The organism is Curtobacterium pusillum (assembly GCF_013359865.1).
GTDB lineage: Bacteria > Actinomycetota > Actinomycetes > Actinomycetales > Microbacteriaceae > Curtobacterium > Curtobacterium pusillum.
Genome location: NZ_JABMCE010000084.1, coordinates 245,264 through 264,146, shown reverse-complemented (window position 1 = coordinate 264,146; position 18,883 = coordinate 245,264). Strand labels below are relative to the sequence as shown.

Sequence of the window (18,883 nt, the reverse complement as noted above, 5' to 3'; positions counted from 1 at the left end):
GTCGCCGGGTCCTGGTCGCGGCCACCGCGGGGCTCGCGGTCGTCGCAGCCGTGCTCGGCGGGGTCGCGGTGGGGACCGGCGCGGACGCCCCGGTCTCGCCGTCCGTTCCGCCCGTCGCGTCGTCGGTGCCGCGGGCCGCGGAGCGCTACGCGATGTCGTCGGGCTCAGGCCTCACGGTCGACCTCGACGTCACCGGCACGGCGTGGGGGACCCGGTTCGACTGGGGCTGCGAGTACGGCGGCCGGGACTGGGGCACGGGCAGCGCCGTCCTGTACGACCTCGTGGTGGTGCGGAAGGACGGCACCGACGCGACCGTGGCGTCGTGGAGCGCCTCCGGCCGTCGGGCCGAGGGGCTCGCCGCAGCGACGGACGTGCCGCTCGCCTCGATCGCATCGGTCGAGGTCCGGCTGCACGGAGAGCGGCGGGCCCTGGCGTCGGTCGCGCTCTGACCGGCGGTGGCCGGACCGGGTGATCCGGTCAGTGGTCGTCGGCCTCGGCCGCGATCTCGGGGTCGGGGCCGATCGCCGCGTCGAGGCGAGCGCTGACGGACCGCAGCGCCTCGGCGTCGGTCCCCACGGGCCTCCAGAACAGGTGCTCGAGCGCGCCGGTGTGCGCACGGACACCGGCGAGCACCGCGCGACGGCCGTCCGGGGTCATCACCACCCAACTGCCGCGGCCGTCGGTCGGGCAGTCCGCGCGCTCGACCAGGCCGCGCGCGACCATGCGCGTCACCTGGTGGCTGACGCGCGACTTCTCCCACCCGATGCCCGACGCGATGTCGCGCACCCGCAGCCGGTGCTCCGGGTCACGGTGGAGTGCGATGAGGATCTCGAACTCCGGGATCGAGATCCCGGCCCCCTGCTGCACGGCCTGGTCGAGCGCCCGGTCGAGCCGCCGCCAGACGTCGTGGTACGCGTCCCACGTGGCCCAGTCATGGCCCGCGGCCCCCTCGTTCGACATGGCGCCAGCGTATCGACCTCCGGTCCGATCGCCGCCACGATCATCCGTCCGGATGACTCAGAGGACGCACTCGGCCCGCTCCGAGGTGCGGTCGGTGGTCCGGCATACGATCGGTGCATGCCGAGCGCCCGACTGCAGGACTGCACCGACGACGCCGTCGCACTCGTGCGGCGGTGGCTGGCGGCGTCCGCCGGGGCGAAGCCGGACGCTGGTGCCGCCCGGTTGGCCGACGTCCTCCGCGACGAGCACGGTCTCGACTTCACGCGCGGGTTCGTGGACAAGGTCATCCGCCCCGAGGACCCACGCGTCGCGGCGCAGAACCTCGAGAAGGTCAGCCACGACGTCCCCGAGTTCCTCGCCTGGTACCTCCGCGGCGCGGTGACGCTCGGCGGCGGTTTCGCCACCATGGCGCCGTGGGCGGTCGTCCCCACCGCGCGCCGGATCCTGCGCCGGATGACCGGTCACCTCGTCATCGACGCCACCCCGGCGAAGCTCGGGCCGGCGCTGGCGAAGGTCGGCGGTCCGGGCACCCGGCTGAACGTGAACCTGCTCGGCGAGGCGGTGCTCGGCAGCGCGGAGAGCGATCGGCGACTGCAGGGGACCATGGACCTGCTCGCGCGGGACGACGTGGACTACGTGTCGATCAAGGTGAGCTCGGTCGTCCCGCAGATGTCGATGTGGGCGTTCGACCAGACCGTCGAGCGGGTGGTGGACCGACTCGTGCCGCTGTACCGGCTCGCTGCGTCCGCGGGCACCGGTGGCCGGGCGAAGTTCATCAACCTCGACATGGAGGAGTACCGCGACCTCGACGTCTCCCTCGCCGTCTTCCGGGCCCTCCTCGACCGCGACGAGTTCCTCGGGCTCGAAGCCGGCATCGTCCTGCAGGCCTACCTGCCCGACGCCGCCGGCGCGTTGGACGATCTCACGGACTGGGCGACGCAGCGGCGGGCCCGTGGCGGCGCGCCGATCAAGGTCCGACTCGTCAAGGGTGCGAACCTCGCGATGGAGCGGGTCGACGCGATCCTGCACGAGTGGCCGCTCGCCACCTGGGACTCCAAGCGCGAGACCGACACCGCGTACCTCCGGATGCTCGACAGCGCTCTCACGCCGGAGCGGATCGACGCGGTGCGGATCGGGGTCGCGGGCCACAACCTGTTCGACCTCGCGACCGCATGGACCCTGGCCCGGCGCCGCGGGGTCACCGACGGGGTCGACGTCGAGATGCTGCTCGGCATGGCCTCCACGCACGCCGACGCCGTCCGTGCCGACGTCGGGCAGGTCCTCCTCTACACGCCCGTCGTGCAGCCCGACCAGTTCGACTCCGCCATCGCGTACCTCGCCCGACGCCTGCAGGAGAGCGCCAGCCCCGAGAACTTCATCGCGAGCGCGGCCGACATCGACCACGACGAGAGCGTGTTCGAGCGGGAGCGCGGGCGGTGGCTCGCCTCGATCGACGCGCTCGACGACCCCGTGCCCCCGACGCACCGGACGCAGGACCGCCGGCGACCGACCGGGGAGCCCGCGCACCGGGACGGCTTCGAGAACGTCCCCGACACCGACCCCGCGATCGCCGCGAACCGCTCGTGGGCGCTGGACGTCCTCCGCCGGGTGCCACGCTCGCAGCTCGGTGCGCAGACGATCCGGGGGGCGAAGGTCTCCGACCGCTCGACGCTGGAACGCATCGTCGCCCGCACCGCTCAGGCCGGCGTGAACTGGGGGCGTCAGGACCCGTCCGACCGCGCCGAACTCCTCGACCTCATCGCCCACGAACTCGAGACCCGTCGCGCCGACCTCATCGAGGTGATGGCGGCGGAGACCGGCAAGACCCTGGGCGAGGCGGACACCGAGGTCAGCGAGGCGATCGACTCCGCGCACCACTACGCCGAGAGCGCCCGGCGTCTGGCCACGCTCGACGGCGACGGCGCCCGGTACGTGCCGCCGCGCCTGACCGTCGTGGTGCCGCCCTGGAACTTCCCCGTGGCGATCCCCGCCGGCGGCGTGCTGGCGGCGCTCGCGGCGGGCAGCGGGGTCGTCCTCAAGCCCGCTCCGGAGGCGAAGCGCTGCGGTGCACTGCTCGCCGACGTGCTCTGGGACGCCGGGGTCCCGCACTCCCTGCTCCAGCTCGTCGACCTCGACGAGAACGAGCTCGGCCGCGACCTCATCGCGCACCCGGCCGTCGACCGCATCATCCTCACCGGCTCGGCCGACACGGCCCGCTCCTTCCGCTGGTGGCGCGCCGGCCTGCCCCTGACGGCGGAGACGAGCGGCAAGAACGCGATCGTCGTCACGCCCAGCGCCGACCTGGACCTCGCCGTGCAGGACATCGTCCAGTCCGCGTTCGGGCACGCCGGCCAGAAGTGCTCTGCGGCGTCGCTGGTGATCCTGGTCGGGTCGGTGGGCGAGAGCGAACGGTTCCGCCGACAGCTCGTCGACGCGACCCGCACACTCCGGGTGGCCTGGCCGGACGACCCGACGGCGCAGATGGGTCCGGTGATCACCGAGCCGCAGGGCAAGCTCCGCGCCGGCCTGACCGAGCTCGGCCCGGGGGAGTCCTGGCTCGTGCAGCCGGTGCCGCTCGACGACTCCGGCCGACTGTGGTCCCCGGGCATCCGCGACGGCGTCCGTCCCGGGAGCGACTTCCACCAGACCGAGTACTTCGGTCCGGTGCTCGGCATCACGCGCGCCGAGACCCTCGACCAGGCGCTCGCGATCCAGAACGGCACCGACTACGGCCTGACCGCCGGCATCCACTCGCTCGACGCCGACGAGGTCGCCGACTGGATCGCCGGGGTCCAGGCCGGCAACCTGTACGTCAACCGGGGCATCACGGGCGCGATCGTCCGCCGCCAGCCGTTCGGTGGTTGGAAGCGCTCGGCCGTCGGTACCGGCACGAAGGCCGGTGGCCCGATGTACGTCGCGACGCTCGGTCGATGGGAACCGCTGCCCCGGACCGTCCACAAGAGCATCCAGTTGCACGGGTTGCCGCCGCGGGTGACCGCCGTGATCGAGGCCGCCCGCAGCGGGTTGTCCTTCGAGGAGTTCGACCAGGTCCGTGCCGGTGCGCTGAGCGACGTCCGCGCGCGGGAGGCCGAGTTCGGTGTCTCGCACGACCCTTCGGGACTCGTGGTCCAGCGGAACGTGCTGCGCTGGCGACCGCAGTCCGTGATCGTCCGCCAGGCCGAGGGTGCCTGGACGGGTGACCTCGTCCGCGTGCTCGTCGCCGCGACCGCTGCCCGCGCGCACCTCCTGCTGAGCAGCGCCCGGCCGCTGCCCGGACCCCTCACGCAGCTGCTGGCGTCCAGCCGTTCGCCGCTCCACGTCGTCGACCACCTGGTCGAGTCGGACGAGGAGTTCCTCCGCCGTGCGGCCTCCGGGGACGTGTTCCGGCAGGAGTGGTCCTCCGGCGACGACGAACCGCAGGACGCGCTCGAGGAAGTGCTGTCGCAGGGGCAGGACCGTCCGGCGCACACGGCGTTCGGTGGCCCGGGTGCCCGGATCCGCCTGATCGGGGGCGATCCCCTCGCGCTCGAGGAAGCGCTCGGTGCGAGCGTCGACGTCGCCATCCACGACGGCCCCGTGGTCGAGGCCGGGATCATCGAGATGCTGCCCTTCCTGCGGGAACAGTCGGTGTCGATCACGGCGCACCGCTTCGGCGACCTCGACCCGGACTTCTCGGAACTGCATGTCTGACGCCCGCGACGAGCGCACACTCCGCGCCGACGGTCTGTACAACGGACGTGACCTCGGTGGCCTGCGGCTCCGGAACGGCTCGACGACCCCGACCGGTCGGGTGTTCCGTTCGGAGGGCGTGGACCGCCTGACGGCCGCGGGATGGGACGCGCTGCACGACGCGGGCATCCGCACGGTCGTCGACCTGCGCGCTCCGTCCGAGACCGCGAGGGACACCGGGGTCCGTCCGGAGTGGCTCACGACCGTCGTGGTCGACCACGACGGTCTCGACGTGGCGCCGTCCTTCTGGGAGGCGTACTGGGAGACCGGTCTCGTCGGCACCCCGCTCTACTACGGCCCACACCTCGCCGAGTTGCCCGAACGCACCGGCGAAGCGCTCCGGGCGATCGCCCGCGCCGAACCCGGCGGTGTCCTGTTCCACTGCGCCGGCGGCCGGGACCGCACGGGCATCGTCGCCCTGGCGCTGCTCACGATCGCCGGGGTCGAACCCGAGGCGATCGTCGCCGACTACCTCGCCACGGTCGGCAACGCCCCGGCTCTGCTGGCGTCGATCGGCGTCCCGGCGAACGAGGACAGGATCGAGGCGCTGTGCGCGGAGCACGGCACCACGGTGGAGGACGCGTTCCGCGCGGTGGTCGACGGCTTGGACGTGGACCGGTTCGTCGAGCGATCGGGTCTCGACACCGCCGACCTGGAGGCGCTGCGCACGTTCCGCGCGGCCGTCGCCTGAGCAGCGCTTCGCCGGCCGTGCCCTTCTGCGGTCAGTCCTCGACGTCCCCGGCTTCCTCGTCCTCGACCCCCGTCTCGTCCATCCGGTCGCGCAGCTCGTCGGCCATGGCGCCGGCCCCTTCGCCACGGTGGTCCTCGTCGACCTGCTCGATGAGGCCGTGCAGCTTCTCGTGGTTCGTGGCGTCCGTGGCACCGTCCATGACGGGCTCGGTCTGTTCGTGATCGCTCATGACGCGGACGCTACCCGGCTGACGGTGGGTGTCAGTCCCGTGAGCCGGTCGAACGGTAGTGCAGCTCGACCGCTCCGCCGGCGAAGGGCGTCGTCCCCACCAGTTCGAACACCGGCGTCGGGGCGGCCACCGGCAGCAGGGGTGCGCCGGCCCCGAGCGCGACCGGCATCACCGTGACGCGGAGCTCGTCGAGCAGACCCGCCTGCTGGTACTGCGCCGCGAGCAGGCCGCCGCCGACGACCCACACGTCGCGCTCACCGGCGGCACGCTCGACGACCGCCTGGTGCTCCGCGACAGCACCGGAGACGAAGTGCACCTCGGCTCCGTCGGGCACAGGGAGCTCGCGCGACGTGAACACCCACGTCGGCAGGTCCGGGTACGCCCACGTGTCCTCGTGGGCGAGCAGCCACTCGTACGTGGTCGAGCCCATGACGATCGCGCCGACGCCGGCGAAGAACCGGTCGTAGTGCTCCTGGAACGGCTCGAACCCGAAGCGCAGCAGCCAGTCGAGGTCGTCACCGGGCGCCGCGACGAATCCGTCGAGGGAGGATGCGACGTAGTAGGTCGTGCTCATGCGCCGGACGGTACCGCCGACCCCCGACACTGCCCGCCGACCCGGGGGCGCGCCCCTGGACCGCCCGACGAGCATGATGGAGCCGTGGAGACCCGAGAGGAGGGCGCGGCGATGCCGACACCGCCGCCCGGCTGGATCCTGCAGACCCCGACCCGGCGGCGCGAGGTCTGGACGCTCCCGGCGCTCGCCTTCGCCCTGGCGGTGCTCTTCGTCGTCGCAGGCGTGCTGTTCGGCGGTCGGCTGGCACTCGTCGTCGGCGTCGCCGCGGGCGTGGTCGTCGCCGCCGGTGCGATCACGCTCCTGGTCACGGGGCGGTGGGCGTACGAGGAACAGACCCTCGCCGCGTCATGGCGGTTCCACGTCGCCCGGGTCGTGACGGGGGTGACGACCGCGGTCGTCGTCGCGCTCGCGAGCCTTGCGCTGGGAGCGTCGATCGGCGTCGCGACCGGAGCGCTCGGGGGCGTCCTGCAGATGTTCCGGTTCGCCCCGGGAGGTGCCGCGGCTGGACCGTCTCGTCGTCGCGTGGGCATCGGTCGTGGTGGCGTCGACGTGCCTGGTGCTCGTGGTCCTGGGGCTCACCGTGGCCGAGGTGCCGGGGCACCGGGCACCCGTCTGGGTCGGTGCCGGCGGTGTGCTCGTCGTGCTCTCGATCGTCGTGGCCCTCGTGCAGTTCCGCCGGGCGGCGCGGGCGCCGCGCGACTGAACCCGGTCCCGCCGCCACCGATGCGGGGACCGCTCAGCCGGGCTGCTCCTCGCTCCGACGGGCCGTGGCCAGGTGCGCCCGCACATGCAGGGGCGTCGGCTCCTCGTCCGGCGCCTGCGGGACCGCCTCGAGGGAGAACGACTCGACGACACCCGGCCCGAACAGCACGCAGACCGTCGAGCCGCCGAACTGGAAGTACCCGAGCTCGTCGCCCTTGCCGACCCGCGCCCCGGCCCCCAGCCCTTCGCCGATCACGCACGAGGACACGTCGGACATGCCGATGAACACGACCGCGACGAGCCCGATCGCCGGGTCGTCCGCGTCGATCACGAACACCGCCCGCGTCGCCACGTGCGCCAGGTACCCCTGGGACAGCGTCGGTTCCGCCGCGTCGCTGCCCTGCGCGTCGGCCTCGGAGAAGTACGTCCCCGGCTGGACCCAGGCGCGGACGATCCGTCCGGCCACCGGGCTGTGCCAGCGGTGGTAGTCGAGGGCGCTCAGGAACGCCTGCCACACGGTGCCGTCCACGAAGGCGTCGACGGACTCGTCGCCGGCGAGCAGCTCCTCGACCGAGTACGGCTCCGCCTTCGCCCAGAACTCGTCCCGTCGGTGCACCCGGCTCGCGATCCGGTACGGCGTCGCTTCGCAGGGGCTGACGATCACGGCCGTGTCGTCGGCGGACGCGACCGGACGCTCGCCGTCGCGGAAGTGCCGCGTGAAGAAGTCGTTCCAGGACGCGAAGCCCCAGTGCTCGTCGTCCGGGTCGTGCAGGAACTGGTCCATCCCCACGGCTCGGCGCGCGGCGTCGCTCCGCCACCCGGAGGGCGCGTCGGTGAGGACCGCGAGCGACTTCCCGCTCGACAGGAAGTGGCTCCACGCGTCGAGGACCCCGCGCAGCGCGTCGTTCACCCGAGGGTCCCGGTAGAACGCGAAGCCCGCCGGCGTCGCCTTCGTCCAGTCGAGCACGCCGTCGAGCGGCGTCATCACCATCTGGTCCTCGCTGTACTCGGGCGCGGTGGTGACGACCTCGTCGATCAGGACCAGCAGCTCGTCGAAGCTCTCGACGTGTCGCTCCTGGTACTCGCGGCCGGAGGGGACCTGCGCGACCATCTCGTTCGCGTGCATGCGCAGGACGGGGTCGCCGTCGACGAGGTCGCGGAAGGCGGCGACCGCCGGGTGCAGGACGCGGTCCGGGTCACGGTCGGCGATGCGTTCCCGTCGTCCCCGGAGCCAGGCCTCGAGCCCTTCCTGGTCGGCGGGGAGCCACCCGGCGCGGCGGCGGACGTCCTGCTGCGATGCTCGTGTCACTCCTCGGAGGCTACCCAGTCCCCGTCGGTGCGGTCCCAGCGGCAGCGCCGGCCACCGGCGCGTCGTCCCATCCCTGCTGCGGCGTGTCGCAGGTCCCGCGGAACACGTACTGCGACGGCCGCTTCCGCTCGCTCGAGGTCCAGTCGATCGCGGGACGCCGGCGCTCGGGCGGCAGGTACCCGATGCGGTACACGGCCATCAGCTCGAGCGACTCCGGCACCCGCAGCAGACCCTCGATCTCCTCCCATGCGCCAGGGGTCTCCATCGGGAACGACACGAACTGGATGCCGAGCCCGAGCTCCGTGGTGGCGAGCCAGATGTTCTCCATCGCGGCTCCCATGCTGAACACGGAGTAGAAGCCGGACAGCTCCTCCTTCCGGTACTCGTGCCGGTCGAGCATCACCCCGAGCAGCAGCGGCGATCCGGCCACGAGCTTCCGGTTCTCCTCGCCGAGCGTCTGCGGCACCCGCAGCGTGTTCATGAGGAGCTGCCCGCGCTTGGTGAACACCTGCTTCGTGAAGGGCTTGAGCGGTCTGGGGAGCTTGTCGAACAGCATCCCGTCGCGCCGCTGGTCCATCTCGGCCGGCGAGAACCGGAAGTACGGCTTGTACCGCTCGAAGAACGTCCCCTCGGCCATCGTCCGGGTCATCGACGAGCCGCTGATCTCGGCGACCCGTTCGATCGTCGGGCGCTCCTCGACCAGGACGAACCGCCACGGCTGGCTGTTGAGCTGCGACGGCGCCCGTCCGGCGAGCTCCATGAGCAGCCGCTGGTGCTCCTCGGAGACCGGGTCGGGCAGGAACGCCCCGTTGGTCGTGCGCCGCCGTCGGATCGCTTCGAAGAGCTCCACTGCTTCCCTCGTGTCTCGTCGTCGCGGTCAACGCCTCGCGAGCATCGCCCCCAGGTAGGACGGTGCGGCGGCGACCGCGACTCTCCAGTGTGCTCCGGACCGCGGGTTCGTGCGTGGAGCCACCGCCAACGGCACGAGCGCGGGCAGCAGGAACAGCGCGGACCGGTCCCGCGTCCACACGGGTGTGGACGCGGCGACGCCGGTGACCGCGGCGGTCACGACGAACAGGCCGTGGTGCACGACCCGGAGCTTCTTCGTGCGGATGAGGCGCACGGCCACGGCCGTGCCCCACAGGCAGTTCGCGAGGTACGCGGCGGACGCAGCGGTGACCAGGTGACGGGCCGTCACGGACCGTCCTGGAGGCACGCCGCGCCTCCAGGCTGTCGTCTTCCGTCCCATGCGTGGGACGTTACGCGGTCTCGCGACTGACGAGCTTGGAGAGCACGATCGCCGACCGGGTGTGGTCCACCTGGGGTGCCAGACGGACCCTGTCGAGCGCTTCCTCGAGTGCCGACAGGTCCTTCGAGCGCATGTGCACCACGGCGTCCGCGCTGCCGGTGACGGTGCCGGCGTCGATGACCTCGGGCACGGTGTCGAGCAGGGAGCGGAGTTCGTCGGGGGAGACCGTGCCGCGGCAGTAGAGCTCCACCCACGCCTCGGTGCCGCGGTCCTCGACGGCCGGGTCGACCTTGATCGTGAACCCCTGGATGACCCCGTCACCGACGAGCCGGTCGACGCGGCGCTTCACGGCGGAGGCCGAGAGTCCGACCACGGACCCGATGTCGCCGTAGCCGGCGCGGGCGTTCTCCCGGAGCTGGTCGAGGATGCGGTGGTCGAGCGAATCCATTGAACCCATGCTACGCGGACTTGTTGCACGGCCGGTGGCTTCCACGCACGAAACGTGCGTCACCCGAACGGGTGCCAGTCCTCGCCGTGATCACTCGGGCCGGGCCTCCAGGAGCGCGGCGACCTTCTCGGCGGTTTCCTTCGCGGAGCCGGGGTTCTGGCCGGTGACGAGGTTGCCGTCGACGACGGCGTGGGAGACGAACGGGAGCGTGGCCTTCTCGTACCGGGCCCCGCGGCTCTTCATCGCTTCCTCGGCGTTGTAGGGCACCAGCTTGTCGACGCGTGCGAGGACTTCTTCCTGCCAGGCGAATCCGGTGACGCGGCGGCCGGCGACGAGGAGGGACCCGTCGGAGAGGGTGGTGTTGAGGAGCCCGCAGTAGCCGTGGCAGACGGAGGAGACGATGCCGCCGCGTTCCCAGATCTCCCGGGTGATGCGTTGCAGGCCCTCGCTGTCGGGGAAGTCGTACATGACCGCGTGGCCGCCGGTGAAGGAGATGGCGTCGTACTCGGCGGAGTCGATCTGGTCCGGGCTGGCGGTGTGCTCCAGCAGTGCCATTCGGGCGGGGTCGGCGCGCCAGACCTTCGCGGTCCTGTCGTAGGTGGGGAACCGCAGCGACCGCGGTTCCAGCGGTGATGCGCCGCCCTGCGGGCTGACGATCGTCTGCTCGAAGCCGTGCCGTCGGAACACGTCCCAGGCATGGGTGAGTTCCGACAGCCACAGACCGGTGGGGTGGGACGGGTCGTCGTACTGGCCGACGTTGGTGACGACGTGGAGGATGCGCTTGGGCATGGTGTGGCTCCTGGGCTGGTGTCCGTCGTGCGGATGGGTGACTACTCGTGAGCCGGTGACGCCGCAGCGGCAGCACCGAGGCCGAAGATCGCGACCACCGATGCGCGTACCCGGTCGGTGACCTCGCTCAGGGGCTCGGGGCGGAGCTTGCCGTCCAGGTGGAGGAACGCCAGGCCGTGCGCCGTGCTCCACAGTGCGGTCGACAAGTCCGACACCGCGGTGCCGGGGAACAGGCGCTCGAGGACCCGGTGCAGCAGGTCGTGCAACTCCTCGGCGGCCTGCACGCGCTCACTGTCGGCGTCGTCGCACTCGTTGCCGAACATGAGGCGGAACACCGCCGGTCGGCGCAGCGCGAACTCGACGTAGGCCGTCCCGAGCGTGGCGATCACCTCGACGGGCGCGGACGAACCCGGCAGGGCGCCCAGTGCGTCGACGAGGTCGGAGCGGAGATCCTGGAAGCCCGCGACCGCCACGGCGGAATCGAGTGCTCGACGGTCCGGGAAATGGCGGTACGGCGCGGTGGCGGAGACGCCCGCACGCCGGGCGACCGCGCGCAGGGAGAACGTCTCGCCGGCCTCGAGGGTCTCGACGGCTGCGGCGAGGAGCGCTGCTCGAAGATCTCCGTGGTGGTACCGATCCGCTGATGTTGACACTGTCAACATGACCTCCTACCCTTGTGTGAGCAGTGTAAACATACCGAAGGGTGAGCGTCGAGCATGCAGACGGTACTGGGAGCGAACGGACAGATCGCGGTCGAGCTCGCGCGGGAGCTCGACCGGGAGTACGGGGCCGACGTGCGGCTCGTGAGCCGCAACCCGCGCAGGGTCAACGACTCCGACACTCTGGCGCGGGCCGATCTCCTCGATGCACGGCAGACCGCCGCCGCGGTCGACGGCAGCAGCATCGTCTACTTCACCGCGGGCCTGCCGGCGAACACGAAGCTCTGGGAGCAGCAGTTCCCCGCGATGCTGCAGAACGCCCTGGATGCTGCCCGGACCGCCGGTGCGAAGTTCGCGTACTTCGACAACACCTACATGTACCCGCAGGACGATCGTCTCCAGACCGAGCAGACCCCGTTCGAGCCGGTCGGCCCGAAGGGCAGGGTCCGAGCGGCGATGGCGTCCATGGTGCTCGACGAGATGGCACGGGGGGAGATCCCGGTCCTCATCGGTCGGGCGCCGGAGTTCTACGGACCCGGACGGACGCAGAGCATCACGAACACCCTGATCATCGACCGCCTCAAGGCCGGCAAGAAGCCCCGCGTACCGGTCCGGGACGACCGGCTCCGCACGCTGATCTGGACCCCGGACGCCAGCCGAGCACTCGCAGTCCTCGGGAACACGCCGGACGCCTACGGGCAGACCTGGCACCTGCCCGTCGACGAGGACCGGCCGACCTACCGGGAGTTCGTCACCACGGCGAGCGAGACGTTCGGCCGCGACGGCGAGTACACCGTCACTCCCCGCTGGGCGCTGACCGCGGCTGGTGTCGTCTCCGCACAGGTGCGCGAGCTCCGGGAGCTGCTCCCGCGCTACGCGCACGACAACCGGTTCGACTCCTCCGCGTTCCGGACGCGGTTCCCCGAGTTCGACGTGACCACCTACCGCGCGGGACTCGACGCCATCCGCAGGGAAGCCACCACCTGAAAGCACGAAGTCTGTGCGAGGATCGTCGTGGCGTCGACCTGGTCCGCTGCGGCGAGTGAGCCTGCATCTCGCCGGAGCTCTTCCCCGTGGTGGTTCCTGGCAGGCTCGGGCCCCGGTCCCTCCAGGAGGACTGATGTCGAACACCGCACCCGATTCACTCACCGCGCCGGCCCGTACGGCCACGAAGCGCTCGATCCTCATGTGCAAGCCGACGCACTACACGGTCAGCTACCGGATCAACCCGTGGATGCACCCCGAGGACCCGACCGACACGTCGAAGGCAGTCCAGCAGTGGCAGTCGCTCGTCGACGTCTACGAGCAGCTCGGCTTCGACATCCAGTACATCGAGCCGGTCGAGGGCCTGCCGGACATGGTCTACGCGGCCAACGGCGGCTTCGTGCTCGACGGTGTCGCGTACGGCGCCAAGTTCCAGTACCCCGAACGCCAGCCCGAGGGTCCGGCGTACATGGACTGGTTCCGTTCCGCCGGCCTGACCGTCGCGGAGCCCGAGGAGACGAACGAGGGCGAGGGCGACTTCCTGCTGGTCGGCGACACGATCTTCGCGGGCACCGGCTTCCGTTCGGACAGCACCTCGCACGAGGAGCTCGCCAGGATCTATGGGCGCGAGGTCGTCACGCTCAAGCTGATCAACCCGAACTTCTACCACCTCGACACCGCGATCGCCGTGCTCGACCCCGAGCCCGCCGCTGACGGAACGAGCAACATCGCCTACCTCGAGAGCGCCTTCGACGAGCCCTCGCTGGCCATCCTGCGCGAGCGCTTCCCCGACGCGATCATCGCCACCGAGGAGGACGCCGCGATCCTCGGCCTGAACTCCTACTCCGACGGGTACAACGTCGTGATCGCCTCCCGCGCGACCACCTTCGCGGAGCAGCTCAAGGAGAAGGGCTACAACCCGATCGGTGTCGACCTGTCCGAGCTCCTGCTGGGCGGCGGCGGCGTGAAGTGCTGCACGCTCGACCTGCACCCGGTCGGCACCGGTACGTCCGTCGCACGGTCGCTCGGGGTCTCCTGATGTCGACGGCGCTGGGCACCAACACGGCCGCAGCGCTCGCCGTCGAGGAGCGCTCGCTCGCCCACAACTACAGCCCGCTGCCGGTCGTCATCGCGTCGGGCTCCGGGGCGACCGTCACCGACGTCGACGGTCGGACGTACCTGGACGGCCTCGCCGCGTACTCGGCGGTCAACTTCGGGCACGGCAACCCGCGGTTGCTCGCGGCGGCCCGGGCCCAGCTCGACCGGGTCACGCTGACCTCGCGGGCCTTCGTCAACGACCAGCTCGGGCCGTTCGCGGCCGGGCTCGCCTCGCTCACGGGAACGGACATGGTCCTCCCGATGAACACCGGGGCCGAGGCCGTCGAGTCCGCGATCAAGGTGTCGCGCGCCTGGGGCTACCGGGTGAAGGGGGTCCCGGCGGGGCAGGCGACGATCATCGTCGCGTTCGGGAACTTCCACGGACGCACCACCACGATCGTGTCGTTCTCGGACGACCCGGCGGCGCACGACGACTTCGGGCCGTACACGCCCGGGTTCCGGACGGTGCCGTACGGCGACGCCGACGCCCTGCGCGAGGCGATGGACGAGACCGTCGTCGCCGTGCTGCTCGAGCCGATCCAGGGCGAGGGCGGTGTCGTCATCCCACCGGCGTCGTACCTGCCCGCCGTCCGTGACGTCTGCGACGAGTTCGGTGCGCTGTTCGTCGCCGATGAGATCCAGTCCGGACTCGGGCGGACCGGGCACACCCTGGCGGTCTCGCGGGTGGGTGTCCGCCCCGACCTCATCACGCTCGGCAAGGCGCTCGGCGGAGGGATCGTCCCGGTGTCGGCGGTCGTCGGCTCCCGCGAGGTCCTCGGGGTCCTGCGCCCCGGCGAGCACGGCTCCACGTTCGGGGGCAACCCGCTCGCGGCGGCCGTCGGTTCCGAGGTCGTGGCGATGCTCGGCGAGGGCACGTTCCAGCGGCGGGCGCTCGACGGCGAACCGCTGTTGCGCGGACTCCTCGACGACCTCGTCGGGCAGGGTGTCGTGGCGCACCGTGTCGCGGGTCTCTGGGCCGGGATCGACATCGACCCCGCGCTCGGCACCGGCAAGCAGATCTCGCAGGACCTGGCCGACCGCGGGGTGCTCGTGAAGGACACCCACGGGTCGACGATCCGGTTCGCGCCGCCGCTCGTCGTGACCGACGACGAGATCCGACTCGCGATCGGCGCCCTCGGCGACGTCCTGCACGCCCGCAGCGCCTGATCCGCAAAACACCGGTGTTCGCGCGTCGAACCCCCGCATCCCGCGGTGCGGAGCGCGAACACCGGTGTCTTGCACCCGGCGGGGTCCGGCTCCGCCCGGCGGGGCCCGGCGGCGCCCGGCCCGGCCCCGCCCGGCTCAGACCTGCCAGCGCTCCGCCAGCTCGTCCATCAGGGCGTCCAGGCGCTCGTCGACCACCTGCGCCTCCGGGTGTGACTCGTACCAGGCGATCACCTCCCGCACACCCTGCCGGTACGGTGTCCGCGCCCGGTACCAGGGCACGAGCGACCGCACCTTGCTGTTGTCGAACACCGAGCTGTTCGCCTTGTCGCCGAGCAGCGCGGCACCCCAGTCCGCATCGACGGCCGCGATCGCGTCCGCCGGGACGTGCACGATCTGCAGGTCCTCGACGCCGGCGGCCGCGGCGATCTCCTGCGCGATGGCGTTCCACGTCGGCGCCTCGTCGCTCGTGATCGTGAACGCCTCGCCGATTGCCTCGGCGCGGTCGAGCAGCCCGGTGAACCCGACCGCGAAGTCGCGGCTGTGCGTGATCGTCCAGAGCGAGGACCCGTCGCCGGTGATGATGATCGGCTTCCCCGCGCGCATCCGGCCAACCGCCGTCCACCCGCCGGTGAGCGGCAGCTTCGTCTCGTCGTAGGTGTGCGACGGCCGCACGATCGTCACCGGGAAGTCCTGCTCCCGGTACGCCGTCATCAGGAGTTCCTCGCAGGCGATCTTGTCGCGCGAGTACTGCCAGTACGGGTTCTTCAGCGGCGTCGACTCGGTGATCGGCAGATGCGTGGCCGGGGTCTGGTACGCCGAGGCCGACGAGATGAAGACGTACTGCCGGGTCCGCCCGGCGAAGAACTCGACGTCGGCCTGCACCTGGTCCGGTGTGAAGGCGATCCAGTTGACGACGACGTCGAACCGGCGGTCGCCGAGGACGTCCGCCAGTGCGCTGCGGTCCGAGACGTCGGCCTGGAGGCGCGTCACGCTCTCCGGGATCGGCCTGCCCCCGGTGGTGCCCCGGTTGAGCACCGTCACGTCGACCCCCTGTTCGACGGCTTCGCGGACGCAGGCGGCGCTGATGACCCCGCTGCCGCCGATGAACAGCACGCTCGGTCCCGACATGGATGCTCCTTCGCTCCCGGCGGCGCACCACTGCACCGCACTCCCTCGATCCTGCACCGCCGACCCCGCGTACCGTCACGACCGAGCCGCACCGACGCGGCAACGACAGGAGTGACACGCACATGGAGTACCGCTACCTCGGCAACTCGGGACTCAAGGTCTCCGAGATCACCTACGGCAACTGGCTCACCCACGCCTCCCAGGTCGAGAACGACGCCGCGATCGCCTGCGTGCGGGCAGCGCTCGACGTCGGCATCTCGACGTTCGACACCGCTGACGTCTACGCGAACACCGGTGCCGAGACGGTCCTCGGCGAAGCGCTGAAGGGGGAGCGGCGTCAGTCGCTCGAGATCGCCACGAAGGTGTTCGGGCCGACCGGACCGAAGGGCCACAACGACACCGGCTTGTCGCGCAAGCACATCCTCGAGTCGATCAACGGCTCGTTGGAACGCCTGCAGACCGACTACGTCGACCTCTACCAGGCGCACCGGTTCGACTACGAGACCCCGCTCGAGGAGACGATGACGGCGTTCGCCGACGTCGTCCGCCAGGGGAAGGCGCTCTACATCGGCGTCTCCGAGTGGACGGCGGAGCAGCTCCGCGCCGGTCACGCCCTCGCGGAGGACCTCGGCGTGCAGCTCATCTCGAACCAGCCGCAGTACTCCGCGCTCTGGCGAGTCATCGAGGGCGAGGTCGTCCCGACGTCCGAGGAGCTGGGCATCTCGCAGATCGTCTGGTCGCCGATCGCGCAGGGTGTCCTGACGGGGAAGTACCAGCCCGGTCAGCCGCTGCCCGAGGGCTCGCGCGCCACGGACGACAAGGGCGGCGCGAAGATGATCCAGCGGTTCATGAACGACGAGGTGCTGTCCGCCGTGCAGGACCTCAAGCCGATCGCGGAAGAACTGAACCTGTCGATGGCGCAGCTCGCGGTGGCGTGGGTCCTGCAGAACGAGAACGTGGCGTCCGCGATCATCGGCGCCTCGCGGCCGGAGCAGGTCCACGACAACGCCGGCGCTGCCGGGGTGTCGATCCCCGCGGAGCTCATGTCCCGCATCGACGACGCCCTCGGCTCGGTCGTGGAGCGCGATCCCGCGAAGACGAACGACAGCAGCCCGAAGACCCGCGAGGCCTGACCCCTCAGCAAGACACCGGTGTTCGTGCGTCGAACACGCGCATCCCGCGGTGCAGTGCACGAACACCGGTGTCTTGCGGGCCGACGGCGGGCGGCCGCCGGGCCCGCGGGACGGGCGGGCGGGACGCAAAAGAGCCCCTCACTCTCGTGAGGGGCTCTTCACCGTGGCTGGACACGGCATCGATCCGTGGACCTTTCGATTTTCAGTCGAACGCTCTACCAACTGAGCTATCCAGCCGTGGCGACCCTGACGGGACTTGAACCCGCGACCTCCGCCGTGACAGGGCGGCACGCTAACCAACTGCGCTACAGGGCCATGTTTTGTTGTGTGGTGTTGCTCTGCTTGCTCGCTCACTCACGCGGAGTGACCCCAACGGGATTCGAACCCGTGCTGCCGCCGTGAAAGGGCGGTGTCCTAGGCCACTAAACGATAGGGCCGCAAGCGGTGCTTCGCGCTACCGATGGACAAGCATACGGATGCCCTGCGGGTTTCACAAATCGAGCGCCGCCAGGGCGGTATCCCCGGCGTGTCGCGGGGCTGACGGGGGCACGCAGGTCTTCACTCACCGTGGGGCACCAGGCCCCGATTCGTGCTGTCGATGATCGGATGCGACCATCGTCGTCGGTCCCGTACCCCTCGTGCGAGGGGGTGTGCGGGGTCGACACCTGTTGTTACTGTTGCATTTGTTAACAGTGTTACGTGCGTGAGCCTTGCCGCGCTGTTACGAAATCGAGATACATGTCGACCTCACCATCGCTGTCACTCCGCCCCCGTCCCCGCCGCCGCTTGATCGCCGCCGCGGTCGCCGTCGCGCTCACCGTCGGCACCCTCGCGGCCCTCGCCCCGGCGACGTCGGCCAGCGCCGCGTCGTACCCGAGCTGGTCGGATGTCGAGAAGGCGAAGGCCTCGAAGTCGGCGCAGCAGGCCAAGGTCACGGAGATCAAGGCGCTCATCGCGGGCCTGACCACGAAGGCGAACGCGGCGAAGAAGTCCGCCGAGGCCGCGGGCACGGCGTACCAGACCGCGCAGACGAAGTACGACGACGCGACGCTCACCCAGCAGAAGCTGCAGTCGCAGGCGGACGACGCCGAGAAGACCGCTGCCGCATCCGAGGAGCAGGCCGGTCAGCTCGCGGCCCAGCTCGGCCGGGCGAGCGCGAACGACGTGACGACCGACATCCTCACGCACCCCTCGAAGTCCGGTGACCTGCTGTACGAGCTGGGCGCCATGTCGAAGCTCAGCGAGCAGGCCGACGGCATCTACTCGCAGGCGACGCAGGACCGGGGCATCGCCCAGGGACTCGCCGACAAGGCCGACCTCGCCAAGGACGCCCTCGGCAAGCTCGCCGATGCCGCGCAGCAGAAGATGCAGGCCGCCCAGAACGCGGCCGACGAGGCACAGTCGGCCGTCGACGCGCAGAGCGACAACCAGGCACGGCTCGAGGCGCAGCTCACGCTCCTCACGACGAGCGAGGCGAACGTCGAGGCGCGGTACAACAAGGGCGTGCAGGTCGAGAAGGCACGGCAGGCGGCCCTCGCGGCGGCGGCCGCCAAGGCCGCGGCGACGAGCCAGGGCGGTTCCGGCGGGGGTTCGCCGAACTCCTCCGGCTGGGTGCGCCCGTCCGGCGGGTACCAGACGAGCCCCTACGGCTACCGGCTCGACCCGTACACGAAGAACTACGCACTGCACGCCGGCGTGGACCTCGCTCCCGCCTGCTACGCCCCGATCTACGCCGCCCACTCCGGCACGGTGACGTTCGCGGCGAACGGCGGCGGCTACGGCAACGAGGTCGTGCTCGACAACGGCGGCGGGATCTCCACCGCCTACGGGCACATCGTCGACGGCGGCATCCTCGTGTCCGTCGGCCAGCACGTCAGCGCCGGGCAGCAGATCGCGAAGATCGGTTCGACCGGCTGGTCGACCGGGTGCCACCTCCACTTCGAGACCCGGATCAACGGCTCCGCCGTCGACCCGGTCCCCTTCATGGCAGCGCGGGGGATCTCGGTATGAGCACATGCGCCGCCGGGAGGCGTT

At 71.1% G+C, this 18,883-nt stretch carries 18 protein-coding genes, 3 tRNA genes and 1 pseudogene; 9 read left to right on the top strand and 13 right to left on the bottom strand.

Annotated elements, in window-relative coordinates:
• Positions 1 to 449, top strand: a pseudogene (locus HP507_RS14735) (hypothetical protein); the annotation flags it as partial.
• Positions 450 to 477: 28 nt separating this feature from the next.
• Here HP507_RS14735 and HP507_RS14730 read toward each other — a convergent pair.
• Positions 478 to 960 carry a MarR family winged helix-turn-helix transcriptional regulator gene (locus tag HP507_RS14730; RefSeq protein WP_175352536.1) on the bottom strand — a complete coding sequence of 161 codons (483 nt, stop codon included), beginning with the start codon at positions 958 to 960 and terminating at the stop codon, positions 478 to 480.
• A gap of 117 nt (positions 961 to 1,077) precedes the next feature.
• On the opposite strand from HP507_RS14730, the gene HP507_RS14725 reads away from it, so the two are divergent.
• Positions 1,078 to 4,650: a proline dehydrogenase family protein gene (locus HP507_RS14725; RefSeq protein ID WP_175352535.1), complete on the top strand. Its 3,573-nt coding sequence runs from the start codon at positions 1,078 to 1,080 to the stop codon at positions 4,648 to 4,650.
• On the top strand, positions 4,643 to 5,380 hold the full coding sequence (locus tag HP507_RS14720) for a tyrosine-protein phosphatase (RefSeq protein WP_175352534.1): 738 nt from the start codon (positions 4,643 to 4,645) through the stop codon (positions 5,378 to 5,380). The genes HP507_RS14725 and HP507_RS14720 overlap by 8 nt, the downstream gene beginning before the upstream one ends.
• A 31-nt stretch (positions 5,381 to 5,411) precedes the next feature.
• On the opposite strand, the gene HP507_RS14715 is transcribed toward HP507_RS14720, so the two are convergent.
• Together HP507_RS14715 and HP507_RS14710 are read right to left on the bottom strand one after the other, a co-directional pair.
• Positions 5,412 to 5,609 (bottom strand): hypothetical protein, encoded by a 198-nt coding sequence (locus HP507_RS14715; RefSeq protein WP_175352533.1) that lies wholly within the window; start codon positions 5,607 to 5,609, stop codon positions 5,412 to 5,414.
• A 31-nt stretch (positions 5,610 to 5,640) separates the two neighbouring features.
• Positions 5,641 to 6,183 (bottom strand): dihydrofolate reductase family protein, encoded by a 543-nt coding sequence (locus HP507_RS14710; RefSeq protein ID WP_175352532.1) that lies wholly within the window; start codon positions 6,181 to 6,183, stop codon positions 5,641 to 5,643.
• A gap of 493 nt (positions 6,184 to 6,676) precedes the next feature.
• On the opposite strand from HP507_RS14710, the gene HP507_RS14705 reads away from it, so the two are divergent.
• Complete coding sequence (locus tag HP507_RS14705) at positions 6,677 to 6,886, top strand: hypothetical protein (protein ID WP_175352531.1); 210 nt, start codon at positions 6,677 to 6,679, stop codon at positions 6,884 to 6,886.
• A 33-nt stretch (positions 6,887 to 6,919) separates the two neighbouring features.
• Here the strand turns inward: HP507_RS14705 and HP507_RS14700 are convergent, their stop codons facing one another.
• From HP507_RS14700 to HP507_RS14675, 6 genes are all read right to left on the bottom strand, one after another.
• Complete coding sequence (locus HP507_RS14700) at positions 6,920 to 8,194, bottom strand: phosphatidylserine decarboxylase family protein (protein ID WP_175352530.1); 1,275 nt, start codon at positions 8,192 to 8,194, stop codon at positions 6,920 to 6,922.
• 10 nt (positions 8,195 to 8,204) lie between these two features.
• Positions 8,205 to 9,044, bottom strand: a complete 840-nt coding sequence (locus tag HP507_RS14695; RefSeq protein WP_175352529.1) for a nitroreductase family protein — start codon at positions 9,042 to 9,044, stop codon at positions 8,205 to 8,207.
• 27 nt (positions 9,045 to 9,071) lie between these two features.
• A complete protein-coding gene (locus HP507_RS14690; protein ID WP_175352528.1) occupies positions 9,072 to 9,392 on the bottom strand; it encodes a hypothetical protein in 321 nt (106 codons plus the stop codon).
• Positions 9,393 to 9,453: 61 nt separating this feature from the next.
• Positions 9,454 to 9,891 (bottom strand): Lrp/AsnC family transcriptional regulator, encoded by a 438-nt coding sequence (locus HP507_RS14685; RefSeq protein ID WP_133519653.1) that lies wholly within the window; start codon positions 9,889 to 9,891, stop codon positions 9,454 to 9,456.
• A 90-nt stretch (positions 9,892 to 9,981) separates the two neighbouring features.
• Positions 9,982 to 10,680: a type 1 glutamine amidotransferase domain-containing protein gene (locus tag HP507_RS14680; RefSeq protein ID WP_175352527.1), complete on the bottom strand. Its 699-nt coding sequence runs from the start codon at positions 10,678 to 10,680 to the stop codon at positions 9,982 to 9,984.
• Positions 10,681 to 10,721: 41 nt separating this feature from the next.
• Positions 10,722 to 11,333, bottom strand: a complete 612-nt coding sequence (locus HP507_RS14675; RefSeq protein ID WP_175352526.1) for a WHG domain-containing protein — start codon at positions 11,331 to 11,333, stop codon at positions 10,722 to 10,724.
• A gap of 63 nt (positions 11,334 to 11,396) precedes the next feature.
• On the opposite strand from HP507_RS14675, the gene HP507_RS14670 reads away from it, so the two are divergent.
• From HP507_RS14670 to rocD, 3 genes are all read left to right on the top strand, one after another.
• Positions 11,397 to 12,326, top strand: a complete 930-nt coding sequence (locus tag HP507_RS14670) for an NAD-dependent epimerase/dehydratase family protein (protein ID WP_175352525.1) — start codon at positions 11,397 to 11,399, stop codon at positions 12,324 to 12,326.
• A gap of 133 nt (positions 12,327 to 12,459) precedes the next feature.
• Positions 12,460 to 13,362: a dimethylargininase gene (ddaH, locus tag HP507_RS14665; protein ID WP_175352524.1), complete on the top strand. Its 903-nt coding sequence runs from the start codon at positions 12,460 to 12,462 to the stop codon at positions 13,360 to 13,362.
• Positions 13,362 to 14,588: an ornithine--oxo-acid transaminase gene (gene rocD / locus HP507_RS14660; RefSeq protein WP_175352523.1), complete on the top strand. Its 1,227-nt coding sequence runs from the start codon at positions 13,362 to 13,364 to the stop codon at positions 14,586 to 14,588. Before ddaH ends, rocD begins: the two co-directional genes overlap by 1 nt.
• A gap of 135 nt (positions 14,589 to 14,723) precedes the next feature.
• Here rocD and HP507_RS14655 read toward each other — a convergent pair whose 3' ends face one another.
• A complete protein-coding gene (locus tag HP507_RS14655) occupies positions 14,724 to 15,716 on the bottom strand; it encodes an NAD-dependent epimerase/dehydratase family protein (RefSeq protein WP_175352522.1) in 993 nt (330 codons plus the stop codon).
• A gap of 122 nt (positions 15,717 to 15,838) precedes the next feature.
• Here HP507_RS14655 and HP507_RS14650 point away from each other — a divergent pair, with 122 nt between their 5' ends.
• A complete protein-coding gene (locus HP507_RS14650) occupies positions 15,839 to 16,849 on the top strand; it encodes an aldo/keto reductase family protein (RefSeq protein WP_175352521.1) in 1,011 nt (336 codons plus the stop codon).
• Positions 16,850 to 17,013: 164 nt separating this feature from the next.
• Here HP507_RS14650 and HP507_RS14645 read toward each other — a convergent pair.
• The 3 genes from HP507_RS14645 to HP507_RS14635 form a co-directional block, all read right to left on the bottom strand.
• Positions 17,014 to 17,086, bottom strand: a tRNA-Phe gene (locus HP507_RS14645).
• 1 nt (position 17,087) lies between these two features.
• Positions 17,088 to 17,164, bottom strand: a tRNA-Asp gene (locus tag HP507_RS14640).
• Between the two features lie 49 nt (positions 17,165 to 17,213).
• Positions 17,214 to 17,286, bottom strand: a tRNA-Glu gene (locus HP507_RS14635).
• 301 nt (positions 17,287 to 17,587) lie between these two features.
• Between HP507_RS14635 and HP507_RS14630 the strand changes: the two genes are divergently transcribed.
• On the top strand, positions 17,588 to 18,859 hold the full coding sequence (locus HP507_RS14630) for a M23 family metallopeptidase (protein ID WP_175352520.1): 1,272 nt from the start codon (positions 17,588 to 17,590) through the stop codon (positions 18,857 to 18,859).
• Positions 18,860 to 18,883 lie beyond the last annotated feature (24 nt).

Bases quoted from the DNA above. Each gene is read 5' to 3' on its own strand.
- HP507_RS14670 (WP_175352525.1), top strand. From the start codon at position 11,397: ATGCAGACGGTACTGGGAGCGAACGGACAGATCGCGGTCGAGCTCGCG.
- HP507_RS14720 (WP_175352534.1), top strand. From the start codon at position 4,643: ATGTCTGACGCCCGCGACGAGCGCACACTCCGCGCCGACGGTCTGTAC.
- HP507_RS14655 (WP_175352522.1), bottom strand. From the start codon at position 15,716: ATGTCGGGACCGAGCGTGCTGTTCATCGGCGGCAGCGGGGTCATCAGC.
- rocD (WP_175352523.1), top strand. From the start codon at position 13,362: ATGTCGACGGCGCTGGGCACCAACACGGCCGCAGCGCTCGCCGTCGAG.
- HP507_RS14725 (WP_175352535.1), top strand. From the start codon at position 1,078: ATGCCGAGCGCCCGACTGCAGGACTGCACCGACGACGCCGTCGCACTC.
- HP507_RS14730 (WP_175352536.1), bottom strand. From the start codon at position 960: ATGTCGAACGAGGGGGCCGCGGGCCATGACTGGGCCACGTGGGACGCG.
- HP507_RS14650 (WP_175352521.1), top strand. From the start codon at position 15,839: ATGGAGTACCGCTACCTCGGCAACTCGGGACTCAAGGTCTCCGAGATC.
- HP507_RS14680 (WP_175352527.1), bottom strand. From the start codon at position 10,680: ATGCCCAAGCGCATCCTCCACGTCGTCACCAACGTCGGCCAGTACGAC.
- HP507_RS14685 (WP_133519653.1), bottom strand. From the start codon at position 9,891: ATGGATTCGCTCGACCACCGCATCCTCGACCAGCTCCGGGAGAACGCC.
- HP507_RS14710 (WP_175352532.1), bottom strand. From the start codon at position 6,183: ATGAGCACGACCTACTACGTCGCATCCTCCCTCGACGGATTCGTCGCG.
- HP507_RS14715 (WP_175352533.1), bottom strand. From the start codon at position 5,609: ATGAGCGATCACGAACAGACCGAGCCCGTCATGGACGGTGCCACGGAC.
- ddaH (WP_175352524.1), top strand. From the start codon at position 12,460: ATGTCGAACACCGCACCCGATTCACTCACCGCGCCGGCCCGTACGGCC.
- HP507_RS14630 (WP_175352520.1), top strand. From the start codon at position 17,588: ATGTCGACCTCACCATCGCTGTCACTCCGCCCCCGTCCCCGCCGCCGC.